Below are 26,587 nucleotides of genomic sequence, written 5' to 3'. Positions count from 1 at the left end.
CCCGACCACGGCCGCCCTCCGCCAAGGAGCGGACAGCGGTCCTCTCCGGGAAGCCGCCACACGCTGGCCCTTCCTGGAGAGTGATCGTCTTCTCACCCTGCACCCCGCCGGTCCCTTTGTTCCCGGTACGGACCTCCGGACTACCGCGCATCCGCCATCGAGCTTCTCACCGTCACCAAGGACAGCTCGGGCCGGTACTTCCTCAGCTTCGTCGTCGACACCGAGCCCGACATCCTCCCCGAGGCGGAGACCGACGCCGGTATCGACCTCGGCCTGTCCGCCTTCGCCGTCCTCTCGGACGGAAGCAAGATCGACAGCCCGCGCTTCCTGCGCCGGGCCGAGAAGAAGCTCAAACGCTGTCAGCGGGAGCTGGCCCGCAAGGCCAAAGGATCGAAGAACCGGGCCAAGGCCCGCGTCAAGGTCGCGCACCAGCACGCCAAGGTGGCGGGCCGGCGCCGGGACTTCCACCACAAGGCATCCGCACAGATCATCCGCGCCAACCAAGCGGTGTGCGTGAAAGACCTCGCGGCGTCCGGTCTCGGCCGCACCCGGCTCGCCAAGTCCGTGCACGACGCGGGATGGTCCGCGTTCGTGCGGATACCGGAGTACAAGGCGGCTCTGCACGGCCGCACCTTCGCCACGGTGGCCCGCGCTTTCCCGTCCTCGCAGGTCTGCTCGGCCTGCGGGTTCCGCGACGGCCCGAAGCCTCTCCACGTCCGTGAGTTGACGTGCGGCGAGTGCGGCACCGTGCACGACCGCGACCACGACGCAGCATCCAACGTCCTCGTCGAAGGACGCCGAATCGTCGCCGCCGGACGGGGCGGAGACGCCAAACGCCTCGTGGAGCGCCGGCAAGACCAGGGCGAAAGTACCGGCACGGCGCGGTGAAGCAGAAAGCCCCCGGAAGAGTCAGCCGGCCCAGGCCGGAGTCCCTGGACTTCAGGCCGGGGAGCACGTCAAGTGGCCTTCGAGATGGCCTGCCTTGACGGCGGCGGGCGAGGAGATCACCGACCTGTTCGTACTCGACACCACGGCGGTCACGCCCGGCGAGTGCCAACCCCACACCGAGGACGAACTCCTCGTGTGGTTCTTCTGGGAACTGCTTTTTTCGAGGTGGTGGACGTCCCGGGCGACCACCTGACGCTGATGGAGGAACCACACGTGATGTCCGTGGTCGAGGTGATCCTCACGGCGATGCGCCGAAGCGACTGACTGTCGCCGACAAAGCTGTTTGACGCGGCGCTCGCGGGGTCAGCCGGCCGCCTCGCCCGGGGTGGATCACAAGACGATCATCAGTACCCCTCGCCGACGGAGGCGGCCGGCATGTCCCTGGCGGGCCGCCGATGAGCGAGACCGAGCCGGCCAAACAGGGTTGCCCACGAGGTTCAGGATCCCGTGCTGTAGCGGGTGAGCATGAGGGCGACGGCTTCGTCCACGATCGCGGCGTCGGTGGGGTTGGGCGGGACGAAGTCCGTTCGTACGAGTTGGGGCCACAGGAACTGGCTGCAGATCATGCCGAGGAACTGTTCGGCCACTGCGGATGCGGACTGTGGCTGTCCGTCGGCCGACCGGAAGTCGAGTGTGCCGGCCTGCGCTTCGGCTTCCAGGTAGTCGCGGAGCCGGTCGAAGAAGGGTCCGCGGTCGATGGCGAAGCCGGTGCCGACGATGTCGGCGAGTTCCGGCATCTGGGGAAGTTCGGTGATGATGAGCCGGCACAGTGCCGCCGTGCCGGGCCGCGCAACCAGGCAGGCGTAGTCGCGGCCGATGTGGTCCAGGCCGTATCGGGGGTCACCGGGCGGGGGTGGTTCGGCGTACTCCACGTCCAGCTGCCACTGTTCGGCGGTGACGGCCGCGAACAGCGCGGCCTTGGTCGGGTACCGCTTGAAGAGGGTGCCGGTGGAGACGCGGGCCTCCTTGGCGATCTGGGCGAGGGAAGTCTTGTCGTATCCCCGGGCGAGGAAGAGGTCGCGGGCGGCGCGGATGATGCGCGCGCGGTTCTCCGCTTTGATCTGCGCGTGATACCCGGTCGGGCACGCGTCGTCACCGGTTTGTGCTCGGTCCGCCACCGACATGCCCACGCCTCTCGCCCGTCCCCGGCCGCGTCCTCACTGTCAGAGGACGGTCTGGCCTCCGTCCAGGATAAGGTCCTGGCCCACCGCGAAGGCGGAGGCATCCGAGGCCAGGTAGACGACGGCCTCCGCGACCTCCTCGGGCAGACCCATGCGTCCCAGCGGGATGGTGGAGCTGATCCCCTCCACGACCGCCGCCTGCACCGCGGGGTCCTCGATCCCGAGCTTGGAAGCGGAGTACAGCGGGGTGTCCACCGGGCCGGGGCTGACCGCGTTGAACCGGATGCCGTGCGAGGTGAGCAGGTCCGCGTTCCACGACCGCATCAGGGAGCCGACAGCCGCCTTCGTCGCGGCGTAGGCGTTCGAATTCCCGTAGCCGCCGTGCGCGCTGTTGGACGCGTTGAGGATGACCGAGGACGGGTTGGCCAGCACGGGCACCAGGGCCTGGGTGAGGAAGAAGACGCTCTTGACGTTGATGTCGAAGAGCCGGTCGTAGCTGTCCTCCGTGTGCTCCTCGAACGGCCGCCAGTCCGAGACGCCGGCGTTCAGGAACGCCACGTCAAGCTCGCCGAAGTGCTCGCGCACCTGCTTGGCCAGGCCGCGCTGGGCATCGAGATCGCGGGCGTCGGCCTGCACCACCGGCACCTTGTCCCCGAGGATCTGCCGGGCCCTGTCGATGCTGGCGGGGGTGACGCCCGTGACCAGCACGTCGGCCCCCTCCGCGACGAAACGCTGCGCGGTCGCCAGACCGATCCCGCTCGTGCCGCCGGTGATGAGGGCGCGCTTGCCCACAAGACGATTCATGTTCGCTGTTCCTCGCCGAGAAGTAAGATAAGTCGATGGACTCACCATCTGAAGGTAACTCCCGCACCACCCTTAAGGCAAGTCGGTCCACTTACCATCGATGGCTGGGGGTGCTTCCGCCGAACCGGGGAAGGTGGCCGGCACGCCGGCTCAACTGCCATGTCGCGGCCGTCTTCGAGGACGGGCGCGATGGTGGTCTTCCCGACGCCGCGCGCCCGGCTCTGGGACGGTCGCCTCGCGGCAGCCGCTCGGCGGCCAGGTCGTAGGAGTCCTCGACCGCGTCGGTGATCAGCCGCTCGGCGATGCGGCCGAGGCGGTCGAGCAGGCCCGGGCAGGCCCGGGCAGCGGGCCGCTACCAGCGCATCCGCCGACCTCCGGTGATCGCGGACCCGGTCCGCGGCCGGGGGTGGCGCACCGGCACGGCGCGCGGCGCCCACGGATGCGGCTGCGGGACCTTTCACCGGCGGTACGGCGGAGGTTGTTGAGGAGACCGAGGACGGCCTGGAACCCGCGATGCTCTGGACGTCGACCTGACGCCTTGTGACGGGATGCGGTGCCCGAAGGTCGGCCGAGGCCGCCGACCCTCGGGGCCTACCGGCGGTCCACCCAGAGCGCCGAGGCGATCGCGTGGAGATCGCCCCGGTCCGTGGTCAGGGCGACGCCCATCCGGTGCTTCCGCCCTTCCTCCGAGAGCACCCACGCATACGACACCAGCCGCGAGGAAACCGGTACCGGCCGGAGCAGCCGAGCCGTGAGCGAGGCCGTCACCGCCCCCTCCCGCAGGCTCCCCCGCAGCCGCCCCGCCGCGTTTCCAGGGCAGTCCAGCGCCCCCCACACGAGCTCCGGCGGCAGCATTCCCTCCGGGTCGGCGAGCGCGGGCCCGGCAGCCCACGCGGTGGCCACCAGGTCCCGTCCGGGGACGGCCCCGCAGTGCAGACGGAGCCCGGTGTCGGGTGTGCGGTCGAGCCCGCATCCGAAGCAGTCCACGGTGCCTTGCGGCGGAGCCTCCCGATATGCCTCGGCCGCCGCCGACGCCTCGGCCCAGGAGGGCGGTGCGGGCACCTCGATGTCCAGCTCGTCGGGCACGGCCACCGCGAGCACGGCGTCCGCACAGGTGAGCACAGCTCCGCCGTCGGCGGTCCCCGCGAGCTCCACCGGCTCCTCCACCGGGGTGGGCCGTCGGAAGTCCACCCGTACGGTCCCCGCCGCTGTCCGCCCGGCGAGCACCCCCGCCACGTATCCGCCGAACGCCACCCCGGGATAACCCCGCAGATGGCCGGGCACGGTGAGGGTCTCGATATCGGTCATGAGCCCACTGCATCACATCCCCGTCCCCGGCGGCCGGAGGCGTGGGGTACGTTCGACTGTCCAGCGAGCCCCGGGAGGAACCCACCGTGACCGTCGAACGCACAGGCCCACCCCTCTTCGGCACGGAGCGCGAAACGCTGCGGGCGTTCCTGGATTTCCACCGGGCCACGCTGGCGATGAAGTGCGAGGGCCTGACGGAGGAACAGCTCAAGGAGCGGTCGAGCCCACCGTCGGCCCTCTCCCTGCTCGCCCTGGTCCGGCACATGGCCGAGGTGGAACGGGCCTGGTTCCGCCGGGTGTTCGACGACCACGCCGCCCCGATGGTCTGGTCGGAGAAGGAGTTCGACTTCCAGGCCGCGTACGACACCACGGGCGCGATCGCCGAGGAGGCGTTCGCGAAGTGGGAGGCCGAGGTCGAGCACTCGCGCCGCATCGAGAGCGCGGCCGAGTCCCTGGACGTCGCCGGGCACCAGCCGCGCTGGGGCGAGGACGTGTCCCTGCGGATGGTGATGCTCCACATGATCCTGGAGTACGGCCGGCACAACGGCCACGCGGACTTCCTCCGCGAGGGCGTGGACGGCACGGTCGGCGCCTGATCCGAGACCCCCTCCGCCCCTGACCGCTCCGCCGGCGACGGCGCGCCGCACCCCGAGGTGTGCGGACACCACTGACACGGGGAACGGTCCGGCGGAAGCGGCCGGCCCGCTCGCCCACGGCGACAGAAGACTGCTCGGCGTCGGCCTGCGCCCACCGACCGCCGGTCTCGTCGCACGAGTGATCCCCGTCTGTCACGCAAGGACGTGAGGTGCGCATGGTCAAGAGGAGACTGGAGGCGCCATGGCCGACGGTGATGTGAGACTTGCCGCATGGACATGGGGCGTGAGTCGCGGTGGGAAAAGGACGCAATGACGGTGGAGATCGTTTTCGCCCTGGTGACCGCCGTCGCGCTGGCTGCGGCGGTCCTCGCCGTCGCCCTGGCCCTCGCACTGGCCCTCGGTCTCTCCGGTTCGGTGGAGAAAAACATGTTGGAGGGGGGCGCGCTGCTCGGAGCGACAGCCGGAGTGTGGCGTCTGGTACGGGTGCTGCGCCGGTTCGGCGAGCGCCGCCGGGAAGGTCGTTGACTGCGGACCCTCTCCGTCAGGCCGCCAACTGCCGACCTGGGGATCGTTCACCTGCTGGTGCCGGACGAGTCGCTGTGACAGGCCATCCGGAGTTCCGGGCGCGCCGCGCGCCGCGCCCTTCTCGTCGCCGAGCAGTTCACGCCAGCGGGCTGGTACTGCGCGGGCTTTGTACAGGCCGCGGCGGCGGGGGGTCGTGATCCCGCCGCACGGGGCGGACGGTTGTCGGTGAGCGGGGTCCTCGCCGTAGCGGGAGTGGCACAGTGCTCGCCGGAAGTCCGGCGGGACTGGCCCGCTGGGTCCTCCGCATCGTGGTCGCACGCCTCGACGACGATGCGGCAGGGGCCGCACAAGGCCTCGCCGGAGTCCGTTCGGGTGACGACGTGCCGGACCGTGCCGCAGGCGCTGGACGCTTCTCGCTGACGGCGGCACTGCGGACGCCGGCGAGAGTTGGCCGTCGCGCTGTGGCGCGGTGTGGTGATGCGAGCCGTGGCGCCGGTCCGGCGGACGTCGGTGATGCGGCCGCTCGTCTCCTTCGCGCTCACCATGTGCCCTGGCCGGCCATGCAGAGGGGCCCCTCCTTTCGGTCCGTGGCGGGACGCCCCAGGGGTCACTCGTCGTTCACCCAGCGCATGAGCCGCTGCAGCGGGTAGAAGCCGTCGTGCGAGAGGCCCGGTGGCATGCCGCCCGCCCCGCCGAGGGACACCACGCGCTGGACGCCGGCGCAGGCGAGGGCGTCGCGCAGGTGCGCCTTGCGGGCGTCGGGGTACACGCCGACCGTCTGGGTGGCGACTCCGGCGTGCGCGACGGCGTCGGTCAGCGCGGGAACCGGGACGACGTTGACGATCTTTCCGTCGGGGTGGAAGTCCACCGGTTCCGGGGAGCGGATGACCAGGCCGGTGCCGTCGTAACCGCCCCACACCCGGTAGTCGGGCGCGAGGGAGCGCAGCACGTCGATCTCCTCGCGCAGTTCGGAGGCGACGCGCGGGCCGTGTGCCGAGCTGAACTCCCTTGCCACGCCGAGGCGTTCGCACAGCAGGGCGGCGTAGCGGTCGGCGTCCGCGGGGGATCCCTCGACGAACTGGAAGCGGCTGGCCACACACGCCTGTTGGTTGAAGAAGGTGGCGTCGGCGGCTCCCGCCTCCGCGGCCTCGGCCAGGCTCTCGGGGGTCGCGAAGGCCTCACGGCCGATCAGCGAGATGGAGGTCTTCGGGTCGAAGGAGACCAGCTCGAATCCCGGGCCGACGTAGCGCAGTGCCCCGCGGATCGTGGCCTCGCCGCCCCAGGCGACGAGCTTGTCGAAGAACTGGGGGCGGAACAGCACGCTCTCCACCGCCTCGTCGCCGCCGCGCCAGTAGGCGGCGGAGAACGAGCGCACGACGGGGTGGCCGGGGGCGACGGAGGCCATCGTGCGCAGGATCGCGGTCGTCGTGAACAGGTCGTTCGAGGGCAGCTTCAGCAGATTGACGCCCTTGGTGAGGGCGCCGCGCACCACGGACATCGCGGCGACACCGGGGGCGTTGCCGGCGATGATGTGCACGAGGCGTGGCGGGTAGGCGCGGGTGGCCGCGATCCGGCCCTCGGGCAGGCGCACCTCGCGCCAGCCGTCGAGCACGTCGGCGCCGCCGAGTTCATGGTCGATCTGGGCGTACAGGGCGGGGCGTCGGAAGCTGCGCCAGAGCACGGCGTAGGCGCGTTCGAGGACCTCGGCGGGGAGCGGGCTGACGGCTGTCATTCGCTCCAGGGCTTCGGCGAGGAGGCCGTCCGGGTCCGCCTTGAGGGCGTCGCCGGTCGCCACGAGCAGGTCGACGATCTCGGCGGTGGGTGTCTGGAAGGCGGGCCCCGGTTCGGTGCGGGGCCATACGAGGCGGTCCAGGGCGAGGGCCGGTGCGGTGAAGGCGGCTCCGGGGCGGCCGTGGCCGACGTGCGGGCCTTCGTCGACCTCGCCGCGGATGATGTGGACCACGGCCACCGGGGCTGCCGCGGTGCTGTCGAGGGTCGTGCCGCTCATCCGTGGATCATCCCTCGCACATAGGAGTCGAGTGTCGCCGCGCAGGTGATCTTGTCGTCGCCGCCGAGGTCGCCGTAGCGCTGGATGTCCGGCAGGACGGCGGGTCCCGGCCGGCCGCAGGCGCAGGGTGAGAAGTCCACGAGGACCCGGTCGCCGCTGATCAGTCCGCCCCAGCGGCCTTCCAAGGAGACGTCCAGGAAGGCGAACCGGCCTTCCACGACGCCGTGTTCGGGGTTGAGCAGGGTCTCGCCCTGCTGGTCGAGGACCAGTGGGATCACCCACGGCGGCACGTGGTAGTGGCCCTTCTCGCAGGCTAGGCAGGAGCCCTGGAGTTCCGTCATGCCGTAGCTGCGCACCCGCCGTACGCCGTCGTAGAACGCGGCGAACTGCTGCTGGTAGTCCTCGGGCAGGGCGCGGCCCTTGTTGCCGCCGCCGCTGAGCACCAGGGTGTCCGGGTGGAGGCCGCCGTCCGGGACGCCGCGGGCGCGCAGGGCCTGGATCAGGGCGAACTGCTGGTTGTTCATGCCGGCGATGAGCAGCGGTTCGTCGCGGTGGGCGGCGATGTCGTCGACGATCCCGCTCACGGCAGCGTCCATCTCCGCCTCGCGGGCCTCGGAGGCGGTCTCGTGGGAGCTGATCTCCTGCGGGGTGGCGGTGCCCTCCGCGATCCTGCGGCGCAGCAGGGCGCTGCTCATCAGTTCCGACACCCGCAGCGGGTCGTCGGTGAGCAGTCGGGTCTCGCCGGGGCGGGCGAAGACCTCGGCGTGCCACCGGAAGCCGTCGATGGAGCGCATCGGGCCGCTCGCGGGGGCGAGCAGGTAACCGCGTCGGGTGGGCTTCGGCGGCAGGGGGTCGGGCCAGCAGGTGAGGTGCTCCAGGATGTCGTGCAGGAAACTCAGGTCGTCGGCCGCGCAGTTGAGGAAGGAGACCTTTCCTGAGGTGCCGCTGGTGATGTACGGGCGGTGGCCGGCGGCCGTGATGCGGTCGGTCCACTCGTCGATGTCGCGTACGCCGTCGACGTCGACGTCCCCGGGTTCGACCGTGGAGACGGTCGTGTACCAGCGCAGCAGCCGGTCCCATCGGCCGGCGGTGATGAGAGAGAGCGGGTACGACTTGTAGCTGGTGTGCGAGAAGAGCAGGGGGACGAGGTCGTCGAGGGCCGTGACCTCGCGGACGCCGGTCTCCTCCGCGCGGGTGTGCAGCAGCGGGATGCGTTCGCGGTGGGCGGCGAAGGCCTCCCGCGCCGCTTCGAGCTGCAACTCCCTTATTTCTACCGCTGGTTGGTCGAAGGTGTCTCCGGACAGGACCAGGGATCGGATCTGCGCGCGTGCGCCGGACACAGCACCCACCTCAATCGCTTGCATAGGTCGTCTTTTCCGCGGTCGTCCCTGCGGTCAGGTACGACGACTCGATCGCGTCGAGGTCGCCGCGCAGTTGTGCTGGGGTGCCGGTCATGGCGACGCGGCCGCGGTGCAGGACGTACACGCGGTCGGCGATGTCCAGCACCCTGCGCACGTGCTGTTCCACCAGCAGCGCCCCGAGGCCCCGGTCGGCCGCCCGGCGCACCGCGCGCAGCAGACGGTCGACGACGAGGGGGGCGAGCCCGAGGGACAGTTCGTCCGCGAGCAGCAGCCGGGGCGAGCGGCTCAGCGCGCGGGCCAGCGACAGCATCTGCTGCTCGCCGCCCGAGAGCATGCCCGCGCCGGTCTTCAGGCGTTTCTCCAGTTCGGGGAAGAGTGCCAGGGCCTGCTCGGGCGTGACCCGGCCGACCCGGAGGTTGTCCGCGGTGTCGAGGCCGGTGAAGACCGCCCGCTCGCCGACGTAGGCCAGGCCCTGGCGTGCGCGGCGGTGCAGTGGTGCGCGGGCGGTGTCGCCCAGCCAGCGCACCTCGCCGCTCATCGGGGCGAGTTCCCCGGACAGCGCCCGCAACGTGGTGGTCTTGCCCGCGCCGTTGGGCCCGAGCAGGGCGACGACCTCGCCGGGGCGGACCTCGAGGTCGAGATCGCGCAGGACGGGCTGGCTGCCGTAGCCGGCGCTGAGGGCACGGGCTTCGATCAAGGGCTCGGTGTCGTGCACGGACGTTCCCCTTCGGTCAGCCGGCCGGTGTGGCCGTCAGCACCTTCCGGACGTCGACGAAGGTCGACCCCGCCTTCGCCCACTCGATCTGTCCGTTGCGGATGGTCAGTTCAGTGGCGGTCGTGTTGTGGATGCGGTCGAGGCCCTTGATCGGCAGGGCTGTCGAGGCGTTCCAGGTCAGCGCGGGGGTCAGACCGCCGGTGTCGATCCCGGAGGTGGTGTTCAGCTCCTGCACCAGGGCCTTGGCCGAGATCGTGGAAAGCTGCTTGGCGGCCTCGGTGAAGACCTTGAACGCCACCCAGGTCGTCTCGTTGGCGCCGTTGGTGGTGTCGATGTCCTTGTCGCCCTTGGCGGCCGCGAGGAAGTCCTTCCAGGCCGGGTCGGAGGCAGGCGGGTAGTAGCCGGTGATCGCCGCACCCTCCAGCGGGCCGCTGCTTCCGCCGGTGCCGGCGGCCAGCTGCGGGGTGAGGTTGCCGACGACGCTGCCGAGCTTCGTCTTCGCGCCGGACTGGACGTACGACTTCACGAACAGGCCCGACGCGGTGCCGAGGATGACGCTCACGCAGTCGGTGCCCTTGGTGGCGGCGGCGACCTGCGGGGCGAGGTCGGTGGCGGTGAGCGGCACCTTGATGTCCTTGGGCACGGCGCCTCCGGCGGAGGTGGCCCCGAGGGTGAGGAACTGCGAGACGATCGCGGCGGCCGCCAGGTCGTACCGGACGCCGGCGATCTTCTTGCAGCCCTCCTGCACGAGTTGCCGGCCGTGCGCCGCGAACACCGCCGGGGTGCCTCCGTTGACCGGGAAGGACAGCGGGTTGGAGAACTCCGCGGCCGAGACGCCGGTTCCGCCGAGGTAGGGGATGCCGGCCTTCTGCAGGATCGGCATGTAGCGGTCGCCCGCGAGGCTGTACGACCCCACGACCGCGACCACCTTGTCGGCCACCGCCTGCTGGGCGCACTTCTCGGCCTCGTCCGGGTCGTTCTTCTCGTTGCAGGTCAGCACCTTCAGCGGGCCGCCCTTGATCCCGCCGTTGGCGTTGATCCACTTCTCGTAGGCCTGGGCGGTGAGCCGCACCCCGGGCTGGGCGCTGCCCTGGGTGTCCTCCGGGTTCCAGACCATCACCTTGACCGGAGCGCCCTTCAGGGAGGTCTGGGTCGAGCTGCCGGACTCCTTGCCCCCGCAGCCTGCCGCCAGCAGGGCTGCGGTCACCGCGAGACAGGTCGCTGCGGAACTTCTGCGTCGGTGTGAGTCGTTCATGGCCCCTCCGCGGGCTCGTCGTCGAGTTGGCGAACAGCATGGGGTGCGTTTTTGGGTTAGTGAAGTAGTCTCGGCACAATTATTTAAATAAATGAGCTGTCTGGCTGACCTCCGGGAGGTTCCCCCGATGGACGACATCCTGCGTTTCGCCCTGCTCGGCCTGGGGCTCGGCGCTCTGTACGCACTCACCGCGCACGGCATCGTGCTGGTCTACCGGGGCTCCGGTGTGCTGAACCTCGCGCACGGCGCGATCGGGATGGCGGGCGCCTACGTGCAGTGGGAGCTCGCCTTCGACCACGGCGTGCCGTACTGGCCTGCCGTCGTGTGCGGGGTGCTCACCTCCGCGCTGCTGGGCGTGCTCACCCATCTGCTGGTGCTGCGGCCGCTGCGCGGGGCGTCCACCCTGGCCCGGCTGGTCGGCACCCTCGCGGTGTTCATCGTGCTCACCGCCGTCGCCGTCAAACGCTACGGCGACAGCCTGCAACTGGTGCCCGGCAAGCTGCCCACCCGGCTGCTGACGATCGCCGGGGCCACGATCTCCGAGGACCGCGTCTGGCTGCTCGGCATCGCGGTAGCCGTCACCGCGCTCCTCCATCTCCTCTACCGTCGCACCCTGTTCGGCCTGGGCACCACCGCCGTCGCCGAGAACGAGCACGCCGCCGCCTCGCTCGGCTGGTCCCCGGACGTGATCGCCACCGGCAACTGGGCCCTCGGCTCGGCCCTGGCGGGACTGACCGGCATCCTGATCGTGCCGGTCATCGGCCTGTCGGTCTCCGGGCTGACCACCCTGCTGCTGAGCGCGCTGGCGGCCGCCCTGGTCGGCAGGTTCTCCTCGTTCCCCGTCACGCTGGCCGGCGGCCTGGTCATCGGTCTCGTGCAGTCCGAACTCACGCGTTTCGGCTCCGGCGTGACGGGACTCGCCTCGTCGGTGCCGTTCCTGTTCATCGCCCTGGTGCTGGTGGCCCGTGGCCGGGCGCTGCCGCTGCGCGGCACCTTCCTGGACCGGCTGCCGGCGCTGGGCAGCGGACGGGTGCGCCCCCTGCCGCTGGCGTTCGCCGCCGTGGTCGGGCTGGCCCTGGTCGGCGTGTCCACACCGCTGTGGGCCGACGCGATCACCAGCACCCTGGTGCTCTCGCTGATCATCCTGTCGATCGTCGTGGTCACCGGGTACGCGGGACAGGTCTCGCTCGCGGCCTACGCTCTCGCCGGCACCGGCGCCTTCATCGCCGGGCACGCGGCGGCGGACTGGGGTTGGCCGTTCGAACTGGCCCTGCTGGCAGGTGTGTTGGGCACGGTGCCGATCGGCCTGCTGTTCGCCCTCCCGGCGGTGCGCACCCGTGGTGTCAACCTGGCCATCATCACGCTCGGCCTCGGCACCACGCTGGAGGCGATGGTCTTCCAGAACACCAGCCTGTCGACGACCCCCGGCAGCGACGGCATCGCGGTGGGCCACCAGACCCTCTTCGGGATCAGCGTCTCGGGCGTCGACCACCCGCAGCGGTACGCCGCCGTGGTGCTGGTGCTGTTCGTCGCCGCCACGCTCGTGGTCGCCAACGTACGGCGCGGCAGGACCGGCCGCCGGCTCGTCGCCGTACGGGCCAACGAGCGGGCCGCCGCCGCGCTCGGCATCGACGTCCGCGCGGCCAAGCTCTACGCCTTCGGCCTGTCCGCGGCCATCGCCGCCCTCGCCGGTGTGCTCATCGGCTTCCGCTCCACCTCGGTGGTCTTCTCCGACTTCGCGAGCTTCGACTCCATCACCGCGCTCGGACTCGCCGTCATCGGCGGAGTCGGCTTCCTCGTGGGGCCGCTGTTCGGGGCGATGTTCGCCGTGGGCACGGTCGGCGCGCGCATCGGGGACTGGGTGCTGCCCGGGCTGAGCGCGTGGATGCCGCTGATCGGCGGGGTCGTCCTGGTGCTCACGCTGGTGGGCAACCAGGACGGCATCGGCAAGGACGCCGGCCGACCGGCGGCGCGCATCCGCAACCGCCTGCCTCGCAAGGACACGGCGGAGGCGGGCGAGGTGGGGCCGGCGGCCGTGGCGGACGTCTCCCGCGCCGCGCCGCTCGCGCTCCACGTCCGGGACCTGACCGTGCGCTACGGCGGTGTCGTCGCCGTCGACGGGCTCTCGCTGGACGTCGAGCCGGGCCGGATCGTCGGGCTCATCGGGCCCAACGGCGCCGGCAAGACCTCCGCCATCGACGCCGTCACCGGCTTCACCCGGGCCGTGTCCGGCAGCGTGCGCCTCGCCGACCGGGATCTGACCCGGCTGCCGGTGCACCGGCGGGCGACGGCCGGGCTGAGCCGGTCCTTCCAGTCGCTGGAGCTGTTCGAGGACATGACGGTCCGCGACAACCTCTCCGCGGCCTGCGAGCGGCCCGGCCGGTGGGCCTACCTCACGGACCTGATCCGCCCCGGGAGCCGTCCGCTCCCCGGCCATGTCCTCGTCGCGGTACGGGAGTTCGGACTCCAGGACAGCCTCGACCGGCCCGTGGCGGAGCTGTCGTACGGGGAGCGGCGGCTGCTGGCCATCGCCCGCGCGGTGGCGGCCTCGCCGTCCGTGCTGCTCCTCGACGAGCCGGCCGCCGGGCTGTCCGACGACGAGACGCGGGAACTGGCCCATCTGGTACGGCGACTGGCCGAGGACTGGGGCATGGGGGTCCTGCTCGTCGAGCACGACGTCGACATGGTCATGAGCGTCTGCGACGAGGTCGTGGTGCTGGACTTCGGACGTCGAATTTGCGCCGGTACGCCGGAGGAGGTGCGCCGGGATCCGGCGGTGCGGGCGGCGTACCTCGGCGACCTGGAGCCGGAGGCGCTGGCGTGACGAGCGCCTCCGGCGACGGCCCGGGCGTCAGGCGTCCCGCAGGTCGGCGACGTACGGCTGGTGGGAGAGCAGTCCGCCGTCCACGCGCAGGGTGTGCCCGGTGATGAAGGCGGACTCGTCGGACGCGAGGAAGACGACCGCCGCGGCGACGTCCTCCGGTCGGCCCAGGCGCGGGGTGAGGTGGTGGCGCAGCATCGCCTCACGGATCGCGCCGTGGGCCGAACCGGCGCTCGCGGGCGTGACGATGAACCCGGGCGCGATGGCGTTGCAGCGCACGCCCTGCTTGCCGTACTGGGTGGCGACGTACTGGGTGAGGTTGATGAGGGCCGCCTTGGAGGCGCCGTAGGCGGGGTTGCGCAGATCGCCCGAGAGGCCGGACCCGGACGAGGTGTTGATGACGGAGCCGCCGCCCCGGGCGATCATGTGCGGGACGGCGGCCTGGATCGCGACCATGGTGCCGCGCAGGTTGATCCGCATCGTGTCGTCCCACACCGCCGGGTCGGCCTCGGCGACGGCGAGATCGTGGCGGGCGGCCAGGCGGGTGGCGGCCGCGTTGTTGTGCAGCACGTCGAGACCGCCGTAGGTGTCGACCGCCGCGGCGACCATGGCCCGTACGCTGTCGATGTCACCGAGGTCGACCGGAACCGCCGTCGCGGACCCGCCGGCGGCGCGGATCTCCTCCGTCACCGCCTGCGCGCCGTCGAGGTCCAGATCGGCGACCACGGTGTGCGCACCCTCGGCGGCCACCCGACGTGCCGAGGCGGCGCCGATGCCCGACGCCGCCCCGGTCACGACGGCGACCTTGCCGTCGAGTCGTCCCATGTCCCGAACCGCCTTTCCTACTCGGTGAGTTCGCTGCCGACGATGGACACGAAGGAGACGCATTCGCCGGGTCCGCCGCCCAGGTTGTGGGTGAGGGCCAGCGAGCGCCCCTGGGCCACGGACGGCACCGTGCGTTCCGGCGGTGCCTCGCCCCGCAGTTGCAGCCACGCCTCGAACATCATCCGTAGGCCGGAGGCGCCGATGGGGTGGCCGAAGGCCTTGAGGCCGCCGTCCGGGTTGACCGGCAGCGAGCCGTCGAGGTCGAACGCCCCGCTGCTGACGTCCTTCCATGCCTCGCCGCGCGCGGAGAAGCCGAGGTCCTCCATCAGCACCAGCTCCGTGGGCGTGAAGCAGTCGTGGACCTCGGCGAGCGCGAGTTCGGTGCGCGGGTCGCTCACGCCCGCCTGCCGGTACGCCTCCTGGGCGGAGGCGACGACCTCGGGGAAGGTGGTGAAGTCGTACTCGGGGTCGAGGAGTCCGTCCGCGGGGCCGGCGACGAAGGACAGCGCCTTCACGAAGACGGGCTTGTCGGTGTACCGGTAGGCGTCCTCGGCGCGTACGACGATCGCCGCCGCCGAGCCGTCCGAGACGCCCGAGCAGTCGAACACACCGAGCATGCCCGCCACGATCGGGGCCGAGCGGATGCGCTCCAGCGGCACCTCCTTGCGGAACTGCGCGCGGGGGTTGCGGGCGCCGTTGACGTGGTTCTTCCAGGCGATGCGGGTGATGACGTCCTTCAACTCCTCTTTCGTCAGGCCGTACTTGGCGGCGTAGGCGGGGGCGAGGAGGGAGAAGTTGGCGGGCGCGGTGATCTCGCCGCGGCTGTCGTCGCCCGCGCCCGGGATCGCGGTGCCGGACAGCCCGGACATGCCGGAGTCCTTGAGCTTCTCCACGCCGACCGCCATCGCCACGTCGTAGGCGCCGGAGGCGACGGCGTAGCAGGCGTTGCGCAGGGCCTCGGAGCCGGTGGCGCACATGTTCTCGACGCGGGTGACCGGCTTGTTCGGCAGGCGCAGGGCACGGCTCAGGGTCAGTCCGGAGACGCCGGAGGCCTGGGTGCCGAACCAGAACGCGTCGATGTCGTCGAGGGTGACCCCTGCCGAGGTCACCGCCTCCCCCACCGCGTCGACCAGCAGGTCGTCGGCCGACCGGGTCCAGTGCTCACCGAAGGGCGTGCAGCCCATGCCGACGATCGCGACCCGGTCCCGGATTCCGTGTGAGCTCATCCCTGTGTCCCCTCCATCTCGCCGGTGCGCACCGGGCGGGCCTTCCAGAAGTAGTTGTGGATGCCGGACGCCGTGACCGTGCGCCGGAAGGTCATCTCCACCCGGGCGCCGATGACGGCGTCGGCCTCGGTGGCGTCGGTGAGCTGGCAGCGGAAGCGGCCGCCGCCGTCGTAGTCGACGACCACGACGAGCATCGGCGGGCTGGGCGTGTGGGCCAGGCGGTCGACGGTGAACGTGGCGACCGTGCCGCGTATGTGTTCCATCGGCTCGTCGGCCATGGCGTCGACGCTGTGGCAGCAGGCGCACACCCGGTCCGGCGGCAGCTGCCGGGTGCCGCACTTCTCGCAACGGGCCGCGACGAAGCCGTACTTCCAGGCGGTGCGGCGGTGCGCGGGCGGGGCGTAGGGCGGCTCGGGGTCCGGGCGGCGGGGTGGTTCGCGGTCGAGCAGGCCGCGCCAGGAGAGGTAGGTGGCGTACGGCATCGGGGCGCTGCCCGCGGTGATCTGCGCGGCGACCGGCCGGGCGCTGCGGTGGGCCGGGAGCGCGTCGGTGGTGCGCAGCAGCAGGACTCCGGCGCCGTCGCCGAGCACGACGAGGGCGATGATCTCGCCGGGCGCCGCGCGGTCGAGGACGTCGGCGAGGAGCAGGCCGGGCTGGGCGGTGCCGGCGTTGCCGATCGCGTCGGTGAGGTCCGGGACCGCCGCCTCGGGGCGGGTGCCGGCGGTCCGCCGTACCGTCGCGCAGGCTCGCGCGTGCAGGCCGCAGACGACGAGGTGGTCGACGGCGCGGCGGTCCAGTCCCGCCTGGTCGAGGGCGGCGGTCAGGGCCTTGTCGGCGTGGGAGGCGTAGATCTCCTCGGCGAAGCGTTCCTCCCAGACGCGGGAGGCGGGGGCGCCCGGCAGGCGCCAGCGGTCGAGGAGTTCGTCGCTGACGGTGTCGTGGGCCAGTAGTTCCGCGATGACGGGCGCTCCGTTGCGGTGGCCGCCGAAGACGAACGCGGCCGCGCCGTCGCCGCCCATGACCTCCTCGCCGCCGCCGGGGAGGCCGGTGCGCAGGTCGGACAGGACGGCGAGGGTGGGGACCGGGGAGCGGGCGGCGGTGACCAGCGCGCCGAGGCCGGAGCGGACCGAGCCCGCCATGTCGGCGGCGAGGACGTGCTCGTCGAGGCGGAGCGCGGCGTGCACGGCGGTCGCGTTCGTCTTGTCGAGGTAGGCGGGCGCCGCGGTGGCGAGGAAGAGCTGGCCGATGCGGGCGCGCAGGCCGTCGCGGGCCAGGGCGGTGCGGGCCGCCTCGACGGCCATGGAGGTGGTGTCCTCGTCGTAGCCCGCGACCGCGCGGGTGCCGCGGCCGGGCGCCGTCCCGAGGGTGGCGGCGACATCGGCGCGGGCCAGGCGGTGGTACGGCACATGGGCGCCGTAAGCGATCAGTCCGGCCATGTCAGCGTCCTCCAGTGGCGTTGCCGGTGCGTTCGAAGATGGCTGCCAGGCCCTGGCCGCCGCCGAGGCACATGGTCTCCAGGCCGTAGCGGGCCTGGCGGCGGTCGAGTTCGCGCAGCAGGGTGGCGAGGATGCGGCCGCCGGTGGCGCCGACGGGGTGGCCCAGTGAGATGCCGGAGCCGTTGACGTTCAGCCGCTCGAAGTCCGTTTCGGTCAGGGCCCATTCACGGGTGCAGGCGAGGACCTGCGCGGCGAAGGCCTCGTTGAGTTCGATCAGGTCGATGTCGGCGAGCTTGAGACCCGCGCGCTCCAGGGCCCGGGCCGTGGCGGGTACGGGTCCGATGCCCATTGTCTCGGGCGGTACGCCGACGACGGCCCAGGAGACCAGGCGGCCCAGCGGGCGCAGGCCGAGTTCGGCGGCGCGTTCGGGGTGGGTCACCACGCAGAGCGCGGCGCCGTCGTTCTGGCCGCTGGCGTTGCCGGCCGTGACGGTGGCCTCGGGATCCTGGCGGCCGAGCACCGGTCGCAGCCCGGCGAGCTTCTCGAGCGAGGAGTCGGCGCGCGGGTGTTCGTCGGTGTCGATCACTGTCTCGCCCCGCCGGGTCCGCACGGTGACCGGCACGATCTCGTCGGCGAATCGGCCCTCGCGCTGGGCGGCGACGGCCTTCTGGTGCGAGCGCAGGGCCAGTTCGTCCTGGTCCTCGCGCGGGATGCCGTAGTCGCGGCGCAGGTTCTCGGCGGTCTCCAGCATGCCGCCGGGGACCGGGTGGTTGACGCCGCCGGAGGTGACCCGGCCGCGGGCCAGCCGGTCGTGCAGGGTGGTGCCCGCGCCGCGCACCCCCCAGCGGACGTCGGTGGTGTAGAACTCGGCGCGGCTCATGGACTCGACTCCCCCGGCGAGCACGAGGTCGCTCGCGCCCGTCTGGACCTGCATGGCGGCGGTGACGACCGCCTGCAGTCCGGAGCCGCAGCGGCGGTCGATCTGGAGTCCGGGCACCTCCACGGGGAGTCCGGCGTCCAGCGCCGCCACGCGGCCGATGGCCGGGGCCTCGCCGTTGGGGTAGCACTGGCCCAGGAGCACGTCGTCGACGGCCGTGGGCGGGATTCCGGTGCGGTCAAGGAGGGCCCGGACGACGGTGGCGGCGAGTTCGGCCGCGGTGACGTCGCGGAAGGCTCCGCCGTAGCCGCCGACCGGGGTCCGGATCGGTTCGCAGATCACCGCGTCACGCATCGGTCATGCCTTTCGTCAGCGGGTTCGGCGGGCTCACATGTACCGGCCGCCGGTCACCTCGACCACGGCCCCGGTGATGTAGCTCGCCATGTCGGAGGCGAGGAAGAGGACGGTCTGGGCGACCTCGGCGGGTTCGCCCGCGCGGCCCAGGGGGATCTCGGCGAGCTTCGCGTCCCAGGCGGCCCGGGGCATCGCCTCGGTCATGGCGGTACGGATCAGGCCGGGCTGTACGGCGTTGACGCGGACGCCCGCCTTCGCGAGCTCCTTGGCGGACGCCTTGGTCAGGCCCACGAGGCCGGCCTTGGCGGCGCTGTAGTTGGTCTGGCCGAAGTTGCCGACCTTGCCGGCGATGGAGGAGATGTTGACGATGCTGCCGCCCTGCCCGTGCGCGCGCATGGCCTCGGCGGCGTACCGGGTGCCGTTCCAGGCGCCGGTGAGATGGACGTCGAGGACGGCGCGGAAGTCGGCGAGGGGCATCTTGCGCAAGGTCGCGTCCCGGGTGATGCCGGCGTTGTTGACCATGACGCCGAGCGGGCCGAAGGTGGCGGTGCAGTGGGCCACGAGGGCGGCGACCTCGTCCTGGTCGGTGACGTCGCAGCGCAGCGAGGTGGCGGCCACGCCCTGGTCGGCGAGGCGTTTGGCTGCGTCGGCCGCGGCGCCCTCGTCGATGTCGCCGAGGACGACACGCGCGCCCGCGCCGCCGAGGACGCCGGCGATCTCGAAGCCGATGCCCTGTGCGCCGCCGGTGATCACCGCGTTCCGGCCGTCCAGCAGTCCCATGTCAGCCCCGCTTCCGACTCGAACCTCTTCGTTCTCTTCCGCGCTAAATAGATAACCTATTATGCTGAAACAATCAATACAGCGATCAGCTGTGCGGGCAGTGCCGGACGAGGAGTGCACGCAGGTGGACATCAGCTATCCCCCGGAGACGGAGACCTTCCGCGCGGAGGTCAGGGCCTTCCTCGCCGCCTCGCTGCCGGCCGGCTTCAGCGGCATCGGCGCGCTGGACGAGGAGGCCGCCTGGGCCTTCGCCCGTGACTGGCGCCGGCGGCTCGTCGAGCGCGGCTATCTGTCCCTGACCTGGCCCGAGGAGTACGGCGGCCGTGGGCTGTCCAAGCTGCACCAGGTCGTCCTGATGGAGGAACTCGCCCTGGCGGGTGTGCCGTTCGGGCTGCCGCAGGACACCTTCGGCGTGAAGATGCTGGCGAACACCCTGCTGCGCTGGGGCACCGAGGAGCAGAAGCGCCGTTTCCTGCCCCGCATCCTCAGCGGCGAGGACACCTGGTGCCAGGGGTACTCCGAGCCGGACGCGGGCTCGGATCTGGCGTCCCTCAAGACCCGTGCGGTACGGGAGGGCGACGAGTGGGTGATCGACGGCCAGAAGGTGTGGACCTCCGGCGCCCACCACAGCGACTGGATCTTCGTCCTGGCGCGGACGAACCCCGGGGCCTCCAAGCACCGGGGCATCTCCTTCCTCCTCGTACCGCTCGACCAACCCGGCGTCGAGGTACGGCCGTTCCGCATGATGAGCGGGCAGCTGCACTTCAACGAGGTCTTCTTCGACGGCGCGCGCACCCGCGCCGACCTCGTGGTCGGCGGCGTCGACAACGGCTGGACGGTCGCCCAGAGCCTGCTGGGCGTCGAGCGCGGGGAGGAGGCGGCGACCAACCCGATCCTGTTCCGGGCCGAGGTGGAACGCCTCGTGGAACTCGCGCGGCAGTACGGCAAGGACCGGGACCCGGTGATCCGGCAGCGGATCGCGTGGTGCTGGTCCAAGGTAGAGATCATGCGCTGCCTCGGCTACCGGATCCTCACCGGCTGGCTCAAGGGGGCGGAGCCGGGTCCCGAGTCCTCGATCGCCAAGCTGTACTGGAGCGAGTACCACACCGAGGTCACCGATCTGGCGATGGACATCATGGGCCTGCACGGCCAGGTGCCGGTCGGCCGGCCGCCCCTGCGCACGTACCGCGCCGACGACCCCGGCGCGGCGAACTCCTCCGCGTCCTGGTCGACGACGTACCTGATCGCCCGCTCGGGCACGATCTACGCGGGCACCTCGCAGGTGCAGCGGAACATCCTCGCGGAGAAGGTGCTGGGGCTGCCGCGCGAGCCCCGGCTCACGAGTCCGTAGACCCCTCGAAGGCGCCGAGCTCCGGGACCGGACGTGGACCGGGGCCGGGCGTCCAGCCCGCGTCGATCTTGCGCAGGCCGACACCGTCCGGCGCCCAGACGTGGCAGCTGTTCAGCACCCAGGAGGTGGCGCGCGGGTCGTGGGAGGCCGGGCCGCCCGCGCGGTTGCGGGCCGAGATGGCGGCCTGAACGACGGCCGGTCCGAGCGCGCGGGTCAGTTCGTACAGGTGGGTGCAGCCGGACACGCCCCGGAACCGCTCCTGGATGGCCCGGTTGTAGCCGCCGGCCACGCTGAGCCCGACCAGACCGTCGAAGGCGGGCGCGATCCGCGGGCACTCGGCGTGCGGGAAGTCCTTCATGCCGGCCTCGGCCGCCACGACCACCATGTCCGCGAGCCGCACCCGCACCGCCAGCACCATGCGGTGGACGGTGCCGCCCGGCGGCCGCTCCCAGGGCCGCTCGTCGCTCAGCTCCGCCTCGACCGAGATCTCGCCGTCGCCCTCCTCGAAGGCGGTGACGGTGATGGTGCGGCGGTGCAGCGGCAGGTCGGTGCGGGTCATGACGAGGTCCCCTCCAGCTGCGGCGCGTCCTGCCCCAGCGCGGGGAAGGCCGGTGGGCGGCGCTCGATGAAGCTGAGCACGCCCTCCCGGTAGTCCGGGGCGCGCTTGGCCACCGCCAGCAGCTCCGCCGCCCTCTCGCTGCTCTCGGGGAAGGTCCGGGCCTGGTCGTCGGCGAGCTGCCGCTTGATGAGGGACATCGCGTAGGGGCTCGCCGAGCGGGCCAGTGCGGTGGCGTAGGCGAGGGCCTCGGGGAGCAGGTCGTCCGGCTCGACCAGGCGGTTGACCAGGCCCATCGACATCGCCTCCGTTCCGGTGATCCGGCGTGAGGACAGCAGCAGGTCGGCGGCGTTGCCGTGGCCCACGAGCCGGGGCAGGATCCAGGACACACCGTCCTCGGCCACCAGTCCGCGGGCGCTGAAGGCGGCGGCGAACTTGGCGTGCGGTACGGCGAACCGGACGTCGCACATCACCGCCTGGTTGAACCCGATGCCCGCGCAGGCACCGTTGACGGCCGCCACCACGGGCTTGGGGAAGGTCATGGGGCGGGTGCGCGGGGGCAGCTGTCCGGTGGGCCACGGCCGGGCTCCGGAGGAGGCGCCGTCGAGCACGCTCATGTCCATCCCGGGGCAGAAGCTGCGTCCGGCGCCGGTCAGCACCACGGCACGCACCCGCGGATCCGTCTCCGCCCGGTCGAACAGCTCGTTGTAGAGCAGCTCCATCTCCAGCGTCCAGGCGTTGTGCCGTTCCGGCCGGTTCAGGGTGAGGATCATGACCCCGTCGTCGGTGAGTTCGGTGAGGATCACCGGGGTCGCCTTCTGGGTCATCGAGGTCACTCCCACGGGCCGGGGGCCGCATTAATAGATAGATGAATCATCTATAACTCAAAGAGCGGCGCCGACGCCAGACCCGGAACGGCGAAGACATGATCAACCATCTGTTGACCTGGTACCCTCGATGCACTAAGACGATTCATTTTGCTATATGAGGAGCCCACCGTGGCCGAGGCAGCCCGCGCAAGTGAAACGGCGGCCGTGCCCGCCCCCGCCCGCAGCCGCGTCGGACGTCAGGTGCGGGTACCGAAGACCGCCGAACTGGTCGCCGCCCACCTGCGCCGCCAGATCGTGCGAGGCGAACTGAAGCCGGGTGACGCGCTGCCCCCCGAGTCGGGACTGATGGAGCAGTTCGGCATCTCACGGCCGACGCTGCGCGAGGCCTTCCGCGTCCTGGAGTCGGAGTCCCTCATCACGGTGCGCCGCGGCGCCCACGGCGGCGCCCGGGTGAGCGCGCCCGACGCGGAGGTCGCCGCCCGCTTCGCCGGCCTGATCCTCGAGTACCGCGGCGCCACCCTGGGCGACCTCTACCGCGCGGCGGCGCTCATCGAGCCGCCCTGCGCCCGCCAGCTCGCCGCCAAGCACAGCGCGGCCGACATCACTCGGCTACGGGAGGCGGTGGCCGCCGAGAAGGCGGTCCTGGACGACCCGCTCGCCCTGGTCGAGGCGCAGGACGCCTTCCACGCCCTGCTCGTCGAGCTCACCGGCAACCAGACCCTGATCCTGCTGTGCGGCATGGTGCGCAACATCATCGACCGTGCCAACGCCTCGTACACCGCGGCCGCCACGGACGCCGAGACCCAGAAGGCGCAGGCCCTCAAGGGCCACCGGGCGCACGTGAGGCTGATCGGCCTGATCGAGTCCGGCAAGGCGGACGAGGCGGAGAAGCTCTGGCAGCGGCACATCTCCAGCGCGGACGACGTGGTGAACGCCGCCGGGCCCAAGACGGTGCTGGAGCTCATCGACTGACCTGCCGGGCCGCGCGCGGTGAGCCCGTCCGCGAGAACCCCTTGCCTCAGAGAAACAGTTAGATAATTATAGAAGGAGCACTGAATAGCCTGCATTGAACAGAACCTGGGGCCCGGAGGCGACGGCCATGGCCGAACACCGCAAGCGCATCTTCGACTGCGACCAGCACATGTACGAGGAGCGGGACTCCTTCACCCGCTACCTTCCGAAGGAGTTCCTCGGTGCGGCGGTCGCACCGGTGACACTGCCGGACGGGCGGGAGGTGATCCTCGCCGGCGACCGGATCGTCGTGTGCCTGGAGCCCGAGTTCGGGCAGGTCTACCGTCCCGGCTCGCTGAAGGAGATGCTCAAGGCGATGGCCTCGGGCAATCCGGAGGAGACGTACCAGTTCGAGCCGATGCACGAGTCGTACCAGAACCGCGAGTCACGGCTGCGGGTCATGGACGAGCAGGGCCTGGACCAGACGATCATGTATCCGGGCGGCTGGGCCCTCGTGGCCGAGGAGTACGTCAAGGGCGTCGAGCCGCTCTACGCCAACTACCACTCGTTCAACCGCTACATGAACGAGGTCTGGGGCTTCGACCACCTGGGCCGCATCTACGCCCCGGCCCTGCTCTCGCTGCGTGACCTGCCCAGCGCGGTCAAGGAGTTGGAGTACGTCCTGGAGCAGGGCGCCCGCTTCATCCTCCTGCCCACGGGACCGGTGTACGGCCGCTCGCCGGGCGACCCGTACTTCGACCCGTTCTGGAAGCTGGTCAACGAGGCCAAGGCGAGCGTCTGCTACCACATCAGCGAGTTCTACTACAACTCGCAGGTCGCCCCCTCCTGGGGCTTCGACCCGAACCCGATCCACTTCCGGATGTCGGCCTGGCAGTGGCAGAACACCTACGGCCAGCGCCCCATCGAGGAGACACTGTCGGCGCTGATCTTCGACAACCTCTTCGGGCGCTTCCCCGACATCAACATCCTGGTCTCCGAGTTCGGCTCCGAGTGGGTCCCCCACTTCGTGCGCCACATGGACAAGAGCCGGGGCATGGGCCGCAACGGTCCCTGGATCGGCGGGCAGTTGGACGAGCGCCCCAGCCAGGTCTTCCGCAAGCACGTCCGGGTGGTGCCCTACCCCGAGGACGACATCGTGGACGTCGTCCGGCGTCTGGGCTACCACGAGTCCATCGTCATGGGCTCCGACTTCCCGCACGCGGAGGGCCTCGCCGCCCCGGCGGACTTCCGCAAGCTGATCGCGGAACTCGACGAGTCCGCGCAGGACGACATCATGTTCAACAACGCCCAGCAGCTGATCAGCCGCTGAGCCTCGCAGGACCCCGCCTGGCGGCGGGCCCGGTCGGTGGGGGCAAGGACCCTAACCGACCAGGCCCGCCGCCAGGTTCGCGATGTCGGCGAGCAGGGCGGTGCCCTGCGGGGAGTGGTCGTACCCGGCGAGCGGGTAGCCGTTGCACAGGCAGGCGAAGGACAGGCCCGACTCCGGGTCCATGAAGCCCAGTTGGTAGGCGGCTCCGGCGCTGCCGAAGAGCTCGGGCGAACCCGCCGAGGGCAGGTTGCTGCCGGCGTCGGGACCGGCCACGGTCACGAACAGCCCCATGCTCGTACGGCGTCCTCCGCCGCCCCCGTAGATCCGCTCCCCGTGGGGGTGGTCGGTGAACCGGATCCGGATGCCCTCCGCGACCGCCTCCGGCTTCCACAGGCCCGAGTGGAACAGCGCCTGGAAGTACAGGGCGACGTCGGCTGCGGTGGCGACCAGGGCGTGACTGGGCTCGCCGGCCGCCAGGACCTTCGGGTCGGACAGGTACCACGGCCCCCAGGGGTCGGGCTCCTGTGTGTCGTCCGTGCGGTCGGTGGCGAGCATCGGGGCCACGGATCCCGGCTGCCGGTCCACGGGCACCCCCAGCTCGATCGACGACAACCCCAGCGGCTCCACGACCCGTTCGCGCAGGTAGTCGGCGAAGGGCAGACCCGTACGCCGTTCGACGATCTCGGCGATCAGCCAGGCGGAGGAGGTGAGATGGAACTGGAAGCGGGTGCCGGGCGGGTAGTCGAGCCGCCAGCGTCCGAAGGCGGCCAGCCGCTGCTCCCGGTCCACCGCTTTGTCCGGTCCGAGGGGCGCGAAGGGGAAGCCGGCGGTGTGCGTGAGCACCTGCTCGACGGTCACCGCCTCCTTCCCGTTGGGCGCGAACTCCGGGATGATCGCGGCGACTCGCTCACCGACGTCCAGGAGCCCGTCGCCGATCAGCTTCCACACCACACCGGCGACGATCGACCGTCCGACGGACTGCAGGACGTACCGGGTGCCGGGGTGGGCGTCGCCGTAGGTCTCGAAGGCCACGAGTCGCCCGTCATGGGCGACGGCGACCTGTGCGGACGGCAGGGGGCCGTGCTCGACCTCCCGCCGGATCCGTTCCAGGAGGGTGTCGAGGCGGCTCGGGTCGACACGGTCAGGCATATGGTTCTCCTTCGTACGGCTCCCGCAGGTCATGGCGTACGACCTTGCCGTTGGCGTTGCGGGGCAGGTCCTCCACGAACCACCAGCGCACCGGGACCTTGAACCCGGACAGCCGGGCCCGGGTATGGCTTCTGAGCGCCGCCGGTTCGGGCGGGGCACCGGGGTCGGCCGGCACGACGAAGGCGACGACCGTCTGACCGAGCCGCTCGTCGGGTACGCCGGTCACCGCCGCGTCCGCCACACCGGGATGCGCGGTCAGGACCGTCTCGACCTCCAGCGGATGGACGTTCTCACCGCCCCGGATGATCATGTCGGTGCGGCGGCCGAGGAGGTAGAGGTAGCCGTCGTCGGCGATCCGGCCCAGGTCGCCGCTGTGCAGCCAGCCCTCGGCGTCGACGCGGAAGAAATGATCGGCGCGGGCGTGGATCTCGCCGACACCGTCCGGTCCGGCGCCATCCACTTTCACCTCGACGCCGGGAGTGGGCCGGCCCACCGAACGCAGCAGTTCGGCGCGTCCCGCCACCGCCTCCCGGTGGTCCTCGGGAGTGAGCACGCTGATCGGGGAACCCTCCGTCTGCCCGAACATGTTGAGCATACGGACGCCGGGCATCGCCTCGTACGTCCGCCGCAGTGTCCCGGGGCGCACGGGCGCACCCCCGTACTGCAGGGTCCGCAGGCTCTGGTGGCGTGCCTCGCCCGCGGCCAGCAAGGTCTCCAGCATCGCCGGGACCATGCTGGTGTGCGTGGTGCCGAGGTCCCGCAGCAGGGTCCAGCCCTCGACGCTGAAGCGGGGCAGGCCGGTGATCAGCGCCCCGGCGGCGAGGGCGACGGCGATGTTGCCGAGGCCCGCGATGTGGTGGAAGGGCGCGCTGCCGCCGTAGAAGCTGTCGGGGTCGAGCGCGCACAGCCGCCCGTTGACGCGGGCCCGGGCGGCCAGCCGCCGCTGGGTCATGGGGACGGGCTTGGGCAGGCCGGTGGTGCCGGAGGTGTGCAGGACGGCGGCGAGGTGATCGGGGTCGGCCGCCAACGCCCTTTGGCTGCTCACGAGTTCGGGGACGGTCGCCACCCGCCGGCCGGACAGTTCGGCGACCTGTCCGGCGAGGTCGCCGAACTCGGGCTGCGCCAGCAGGATCCGGGCCGGCATCCGCTTGACCACTGCGGCGATCTCGTGCGCTGTCATGCGGACGCCGAGCGGCGCGAGCGGGTGCCCGGAACCGGCCCCGCCGATCACCAGCGCCAGGGCATCGGCGGAGGTGGCGACCAGGGCCGGAACGGGGGAGCCGGGCTCCAGACCGAGCGTGTCGAGCCAGTCCGCCGCTCCCCCCGCCCGGTCGAGAAGCTCGCGCCCGCTCCAGACCAGCTCACCGAACCGGACGGCGGGACGGCCGTGGTCGTAGGCACGGCTCACCATGGCGGTCCAGGTGGCCTCCTGCCCGGACTGCTGCGCGGTCGTCACCGGA

Annotated in this window: 24 protein-coding genes; 8 read left to right on the top strand and 16 right to left on the bottom strand. The window is 71.6% G+C overall.

Going from position 1 to position 26,587, the window contains the following annotated elements:
• The first annotated feature begins 156 nt into the window (after positions 1 to 156).
• Together OG852_RS46580 and OG852_RS46575 are read left to right on the top strand one after the other, a co-directional pair.
• Positions 157 to 888, top strand: coding sequence for an RNA-guided endonuclease InsQ/TnpB family protein (locus OG852_RS46580; RefSeq protein WP_443064677.1), 732 nt, complete (start codon positions 157 to 159; stop codon positions 886 to 888).
• A 94-nt stretch (positions 889 to 982) separates the two neighbouring features.
• Positions 983 to 1,141, top strand: coding sequence for a hypothetical protein (locus tag OG852_RS46575; protein ID WP_330351642.1), 159 nt, complete (start codon positions 983 to 985; stop codon positions 1,139 to 1,141).
• A 244-nt stretch (positions 1,142 to 1,385) separates the two neighbouring features.
• Here OG852_RS46575 and OG852_RS46570 read toward each other — a convergent pair whose 3' ends face one another.
• The 3 genes from OG852_RS46570 to OG852_RS46560 all read right to left on the bottom strand — a co-directional run bounded on the left by OG852_RS46570 (position 1,386) and on the right by OG852_RS46560 (position 4,181).
• Positions 1,386 to 2,072, bottom strand: a complete 687-nt coding sequence (locus OG852_RS46570; protein WP_330351141.1) for a TetR/AcrR family transcriptional regulator — start codon at positions 2,070 to 2,072, stop codon at positions 1,386 to 1,388.
• Between the two features lie 39 nt (positions 2,073 to 2,111).
• A complete protein-coding gene (locus OG852_RS46565) occupies positions 2,112 to 2,873 on the bottom strand; it encodes an SDR family oxidoreductase (protein ID WP_330351140.1) in 762 nt (253 codons plus the stop codon).
• A 591-nt stretch (positions 2,874 to 3,464) separates the two neighbouring features.
• Positions 3,465 to 4,181, bottom strand: coding sequence for a PaaI family thioesterase (locus OG852_RS46560; RefSeq protein WP_330351139.1), 717 nt, complete (start codon positions 4,179 to 4,181; stop codon positions 3,465 to 3,467).
• 86 nt (positions 4,182 to 4,267) lie between these two features.
• Between OG852_RS46560 and OG852_RS46555 the strand changes: the two genes are divergently transcribed.
• Complete coding sequence (locus tag OG852_RS46555; protein ID WP_330351138.1) at positions 4,268 to 4,777, top strand: DinB family protein; 510 nt, start codon at positions 4,268 to 4,270, stop codon at positions 4,775 to 4,777.
• Positions 4,778 to 5,047: 270 nt separating this feature from the next.
• Positions 5,048 to 5,302 (top strand): DUF6332 family protein, encoded by a 255-nt coding sequence (locus OG852_RS46550; RefSeq protein ID WP_330351137.1) that lies wholly within the window; start codon positions 5,048 to 5,050, stop codon positions 5,300 to 5,302.
• A 607-nt stretch (positions 5,303 to 5,909) separates the two neighbouring features.
• On the opposite strand, the gene OG852_RS46545 is transcribed toward OG852_RS46550, so the two are convergent.
• The 4 genes from OG852_RS46545 to OG852_RS46530 are packed head-to-tail and all read right to left on the bottom strand — an operon-like array spanning position 5,910 to position 10,641.
• Positions 5,910 to 7,310 (bottom strand): acyl-CoA reductase, encoded by a 1,401-nt coding sequence (locus tag OG852_RS46545; RefSeq protein WP_330351136.1) that lies wholly within the window; start codon positions 7,308 to 7,310, stop codon positions 5,910 to 5,912.
• Positions 7,307 to 8,650: a hypothetical protein gene (locus tag OG852_RS46540; RefSeq protein WP_330351135.1), complete on the bottom strand. Its 1,344-nt coding sequence runs from the start codon at positions 8,648 to 8,650 to the stop codon at positions 7,307 to 7,309. The genes OG852_RS46545 and OG852_RS46540 overlap by 4 nt, the downstream gene beginning before the upstream one ends.
• Positions 8,651 to 8,660: 10 nt before the next feature.
• Complete coding sequence (locus OG852_RS46535) at positions 8,661 to 9,386, bottom strand: ABC transporter ATP-binding protein (RefSeq protein WP_330351134.1); 726 nt, start codon at positions 9,384 to 9,386, stop codon at positions 8,661 to 8,663.
• Positions 9,387 to 9,402: 16 nt separating this feature from the next.
• Positions 9,403 to 10,641, bottom strand: a complete 1,239-nt coding sequence (locus OG852_RS46530; RefSeq protein ID WP_330351133.1) for an ABC transporter substrate-binding protein — start codon at positions 10,639 to 10,641, stop codon at positions 9,403 to 9,405.
• 127 nt (positions 10,642 to 10,768) lie between these two features.
• Between OG852_RS46530 and OG852_RS46525 the strand changes: the two genes are divergently transcribed.
• Positions 10,769 to 13,465, top strand: a complete 2,697-nt coding sequence (locus OG852_RS46525) for a branched-chain amino acid ABC transporter permease/ATP-binding protein (protein WP_330351132.1) — start codon at positions 10,769 to 10,771, stop codon at positions 13,463 to 13,465.
• Between the two features lie 27 nt (positions 13,466 to 13,492).
• On the opposite strand, the gene OG852_RS46520 is transcribed toward OG852_RS46525, so the two are convergent.
• Genes OG852_RS46520 through fabG form a run of 5 tightly spaced genes read right to left on the bottom strand, consistent with a single transcriptional unit; the run spans position 13,493 to position 18,960 of the window.
• A complete protein-coding gene (locus OG852_RS46520; RefSeq protein ID WP_133915490.1) occupies positions 13,493 to 14,287 on the bottom strand; it encodes an SDR family NAD(P)-dependent oxidoreductase in 795 nt (264 codons plus the stop codon).
• A gap of 17 nt (positions 14,288 to 14,304) precedes the next feature.
• Positions 14,305 to 15,513, bottom strand: a complete 1,209-nt coding sequence (locus OG852_RS46515; RefSeq protein ID WP_330351131.1) for an acetyl-CoA acetyltransferase — start codon at positions 15,511 to 15,513, stop codon at positions 14,305 to 14,307.
• Complete coding sequence (locus tag OG852_RS46510; RefSeq protein WP_330351130.1) at positions 15,510 to 16,949, bottom strand: OB-fold domain-containing protein; 1,440 nt, start codon at positions 16,947 to 16,949, stop codon at positions 15,510 to 15,512. Before OG852_RS46510 ends, OG852_RS46515 begins: the two co-directional genes overlap by 4 nt.
• A gap of 1 nt (position 16,950) precedes the next feature.
• Entirely contained in the window at positions 16,951 to 18,180 is a 1,230-nt protein-coding gene (locus OG852_RS46505) for an acetyl-CoA C-acetyltransferase (protein ID WP_330351129.1), read from the bottom strand.
• Between the two features lie 33 nt (positions 18,181 to 18,213).
• Positions 18,214 to 18,960 (bottom strand): 3-oxoacyl-ACP reductase FabG, encoded by a 747-nt coding sequence (gene fabG / locus OG852_RS46500; protein ID WP_133915486.1) that lies wholly within the window; start codon positions 18,958 to 18,960, stop codon positions 18,214 to 18,216.
• A 91-nt stretch (positions 18,961 to 19,051) separates the two neighbouring features.
• Here fabG and OG852_RS46495 point away from each other — a divergent pair, with 91 nt between their 5' ends.
• Positions 19,052 to 20,311, top strand: coding sequence for an acyl-CoA dehydrogenase family protein (locus tag OG852_RS46495; protein WP_330351128.1), 1,260 nt, complete (start codon positions 19,052 to 19,054; stop codon positions 20,309 to 20,311).
• Here OG852_RS46495 and OG852_RS46490 read toward each other — a convergent pair.
• Both OG852_RS46490 and OG852_RS46485 read right to left on the bottom strand, forming a co-directional pair.
• The gene (locus OG852_RS46490; protein WP_330351127.1) at positions 20,298 to 20,870 is read right to left on the bottom strand and encodes a DUF2889 domain-containing protein; all 573 of its coding nucleotides are present in this window, start codon (positions 20,868 to 20,870) and stop codon (positions 20,298 to 20,300) included. The two genes, OG852_RS46495 and OG852_RS46490, sit on opposite strands and share 14 nt — an antisense overlap.
• Entirely contained in the window at positions 20,867 to 21,694 is an 828-nt protein-coding gene (locus OG852_RS46485) for an enoyl-CoA hydratase-related protein (RefSeq protein WP_330351126.1), read from the bottom strand. The genes OG852_RS46490 and OG852_RS46485 overlap by 4 nt, the downstream gene beginning before the upstream one ends.
• A gap of 171 nt (positions 21,695 to 21,865) precedes the next feature.
• Here OG852_RS46485 and OG852_RS46480 point away from each other — a divergent pair, with 171 nt between their 5' ends.
• Entirely contained in the window at positions 21,866 to 22,669 is an 804-nt protein-coding gene (locus OG852_RS46480; protein ID WP_133915482.1) for a FadR/GntR family transcriptional regulator, read from the top strand.
• 127 nt (positions 22,670 to 22,796) lie between these two features.
• Positions 22,797 to 23,978, top strand: a complete 1,182-nt coding sequence (locus OG852_RS46475) for an amidohydrolase family protein (RefSeq protein WP_133915481.1) — start codon at positions 22,797 to 22,799, stop codon at positions 23,976 to 23,978.
• 51 nt (positions 23,979 to 24,029) lie between these two features.
• Here OG852_RS46475 and OG852_RS46470 read toward each other — a convergent pair whose 3' ends face one another.
• A complete protein-coding gene (locus OG852_RS46470) occupies positions 24,030 to 25,127 on the bottom strand; it encodes a serine hydrolase domain-containing protein (protein ID WP_330351125.1) in 1,098 nt (365 codons plus the stop codon).
• Positions 25,120 to 26,583 (bottom strand): class I adenylate-forming enzyme family protein, encoded by a 1,464-nt coding sequence (locus OG852_RS46465; RefSeq protein ID WP_330351124.1) that lies wholly within the window; start codon positions 26,581 to 26,583, stop codon positions 25,120 to 25,122. The genes OG852_RS46470 and OG852_RS46465 overlap by 8 nt, the downstream gene beginning before the upstream one ends.
• Positions 26,584 to 26,587 lie beyond the last annotated feature (4 nt).

Source organism: Streptomyces sp. NBC_00582, from assembly GCF_036345155.1.
Classification (GTDB): Bacteria; Actinomycetota; Actinomycetes; order Streptomycetales; family Streptomycetaceae; genus Streptomyces.
Note: the sequence above shows the minus strand (reverse complement) of the source record. Positions and strands in the feature narration are given on the sequence as shown.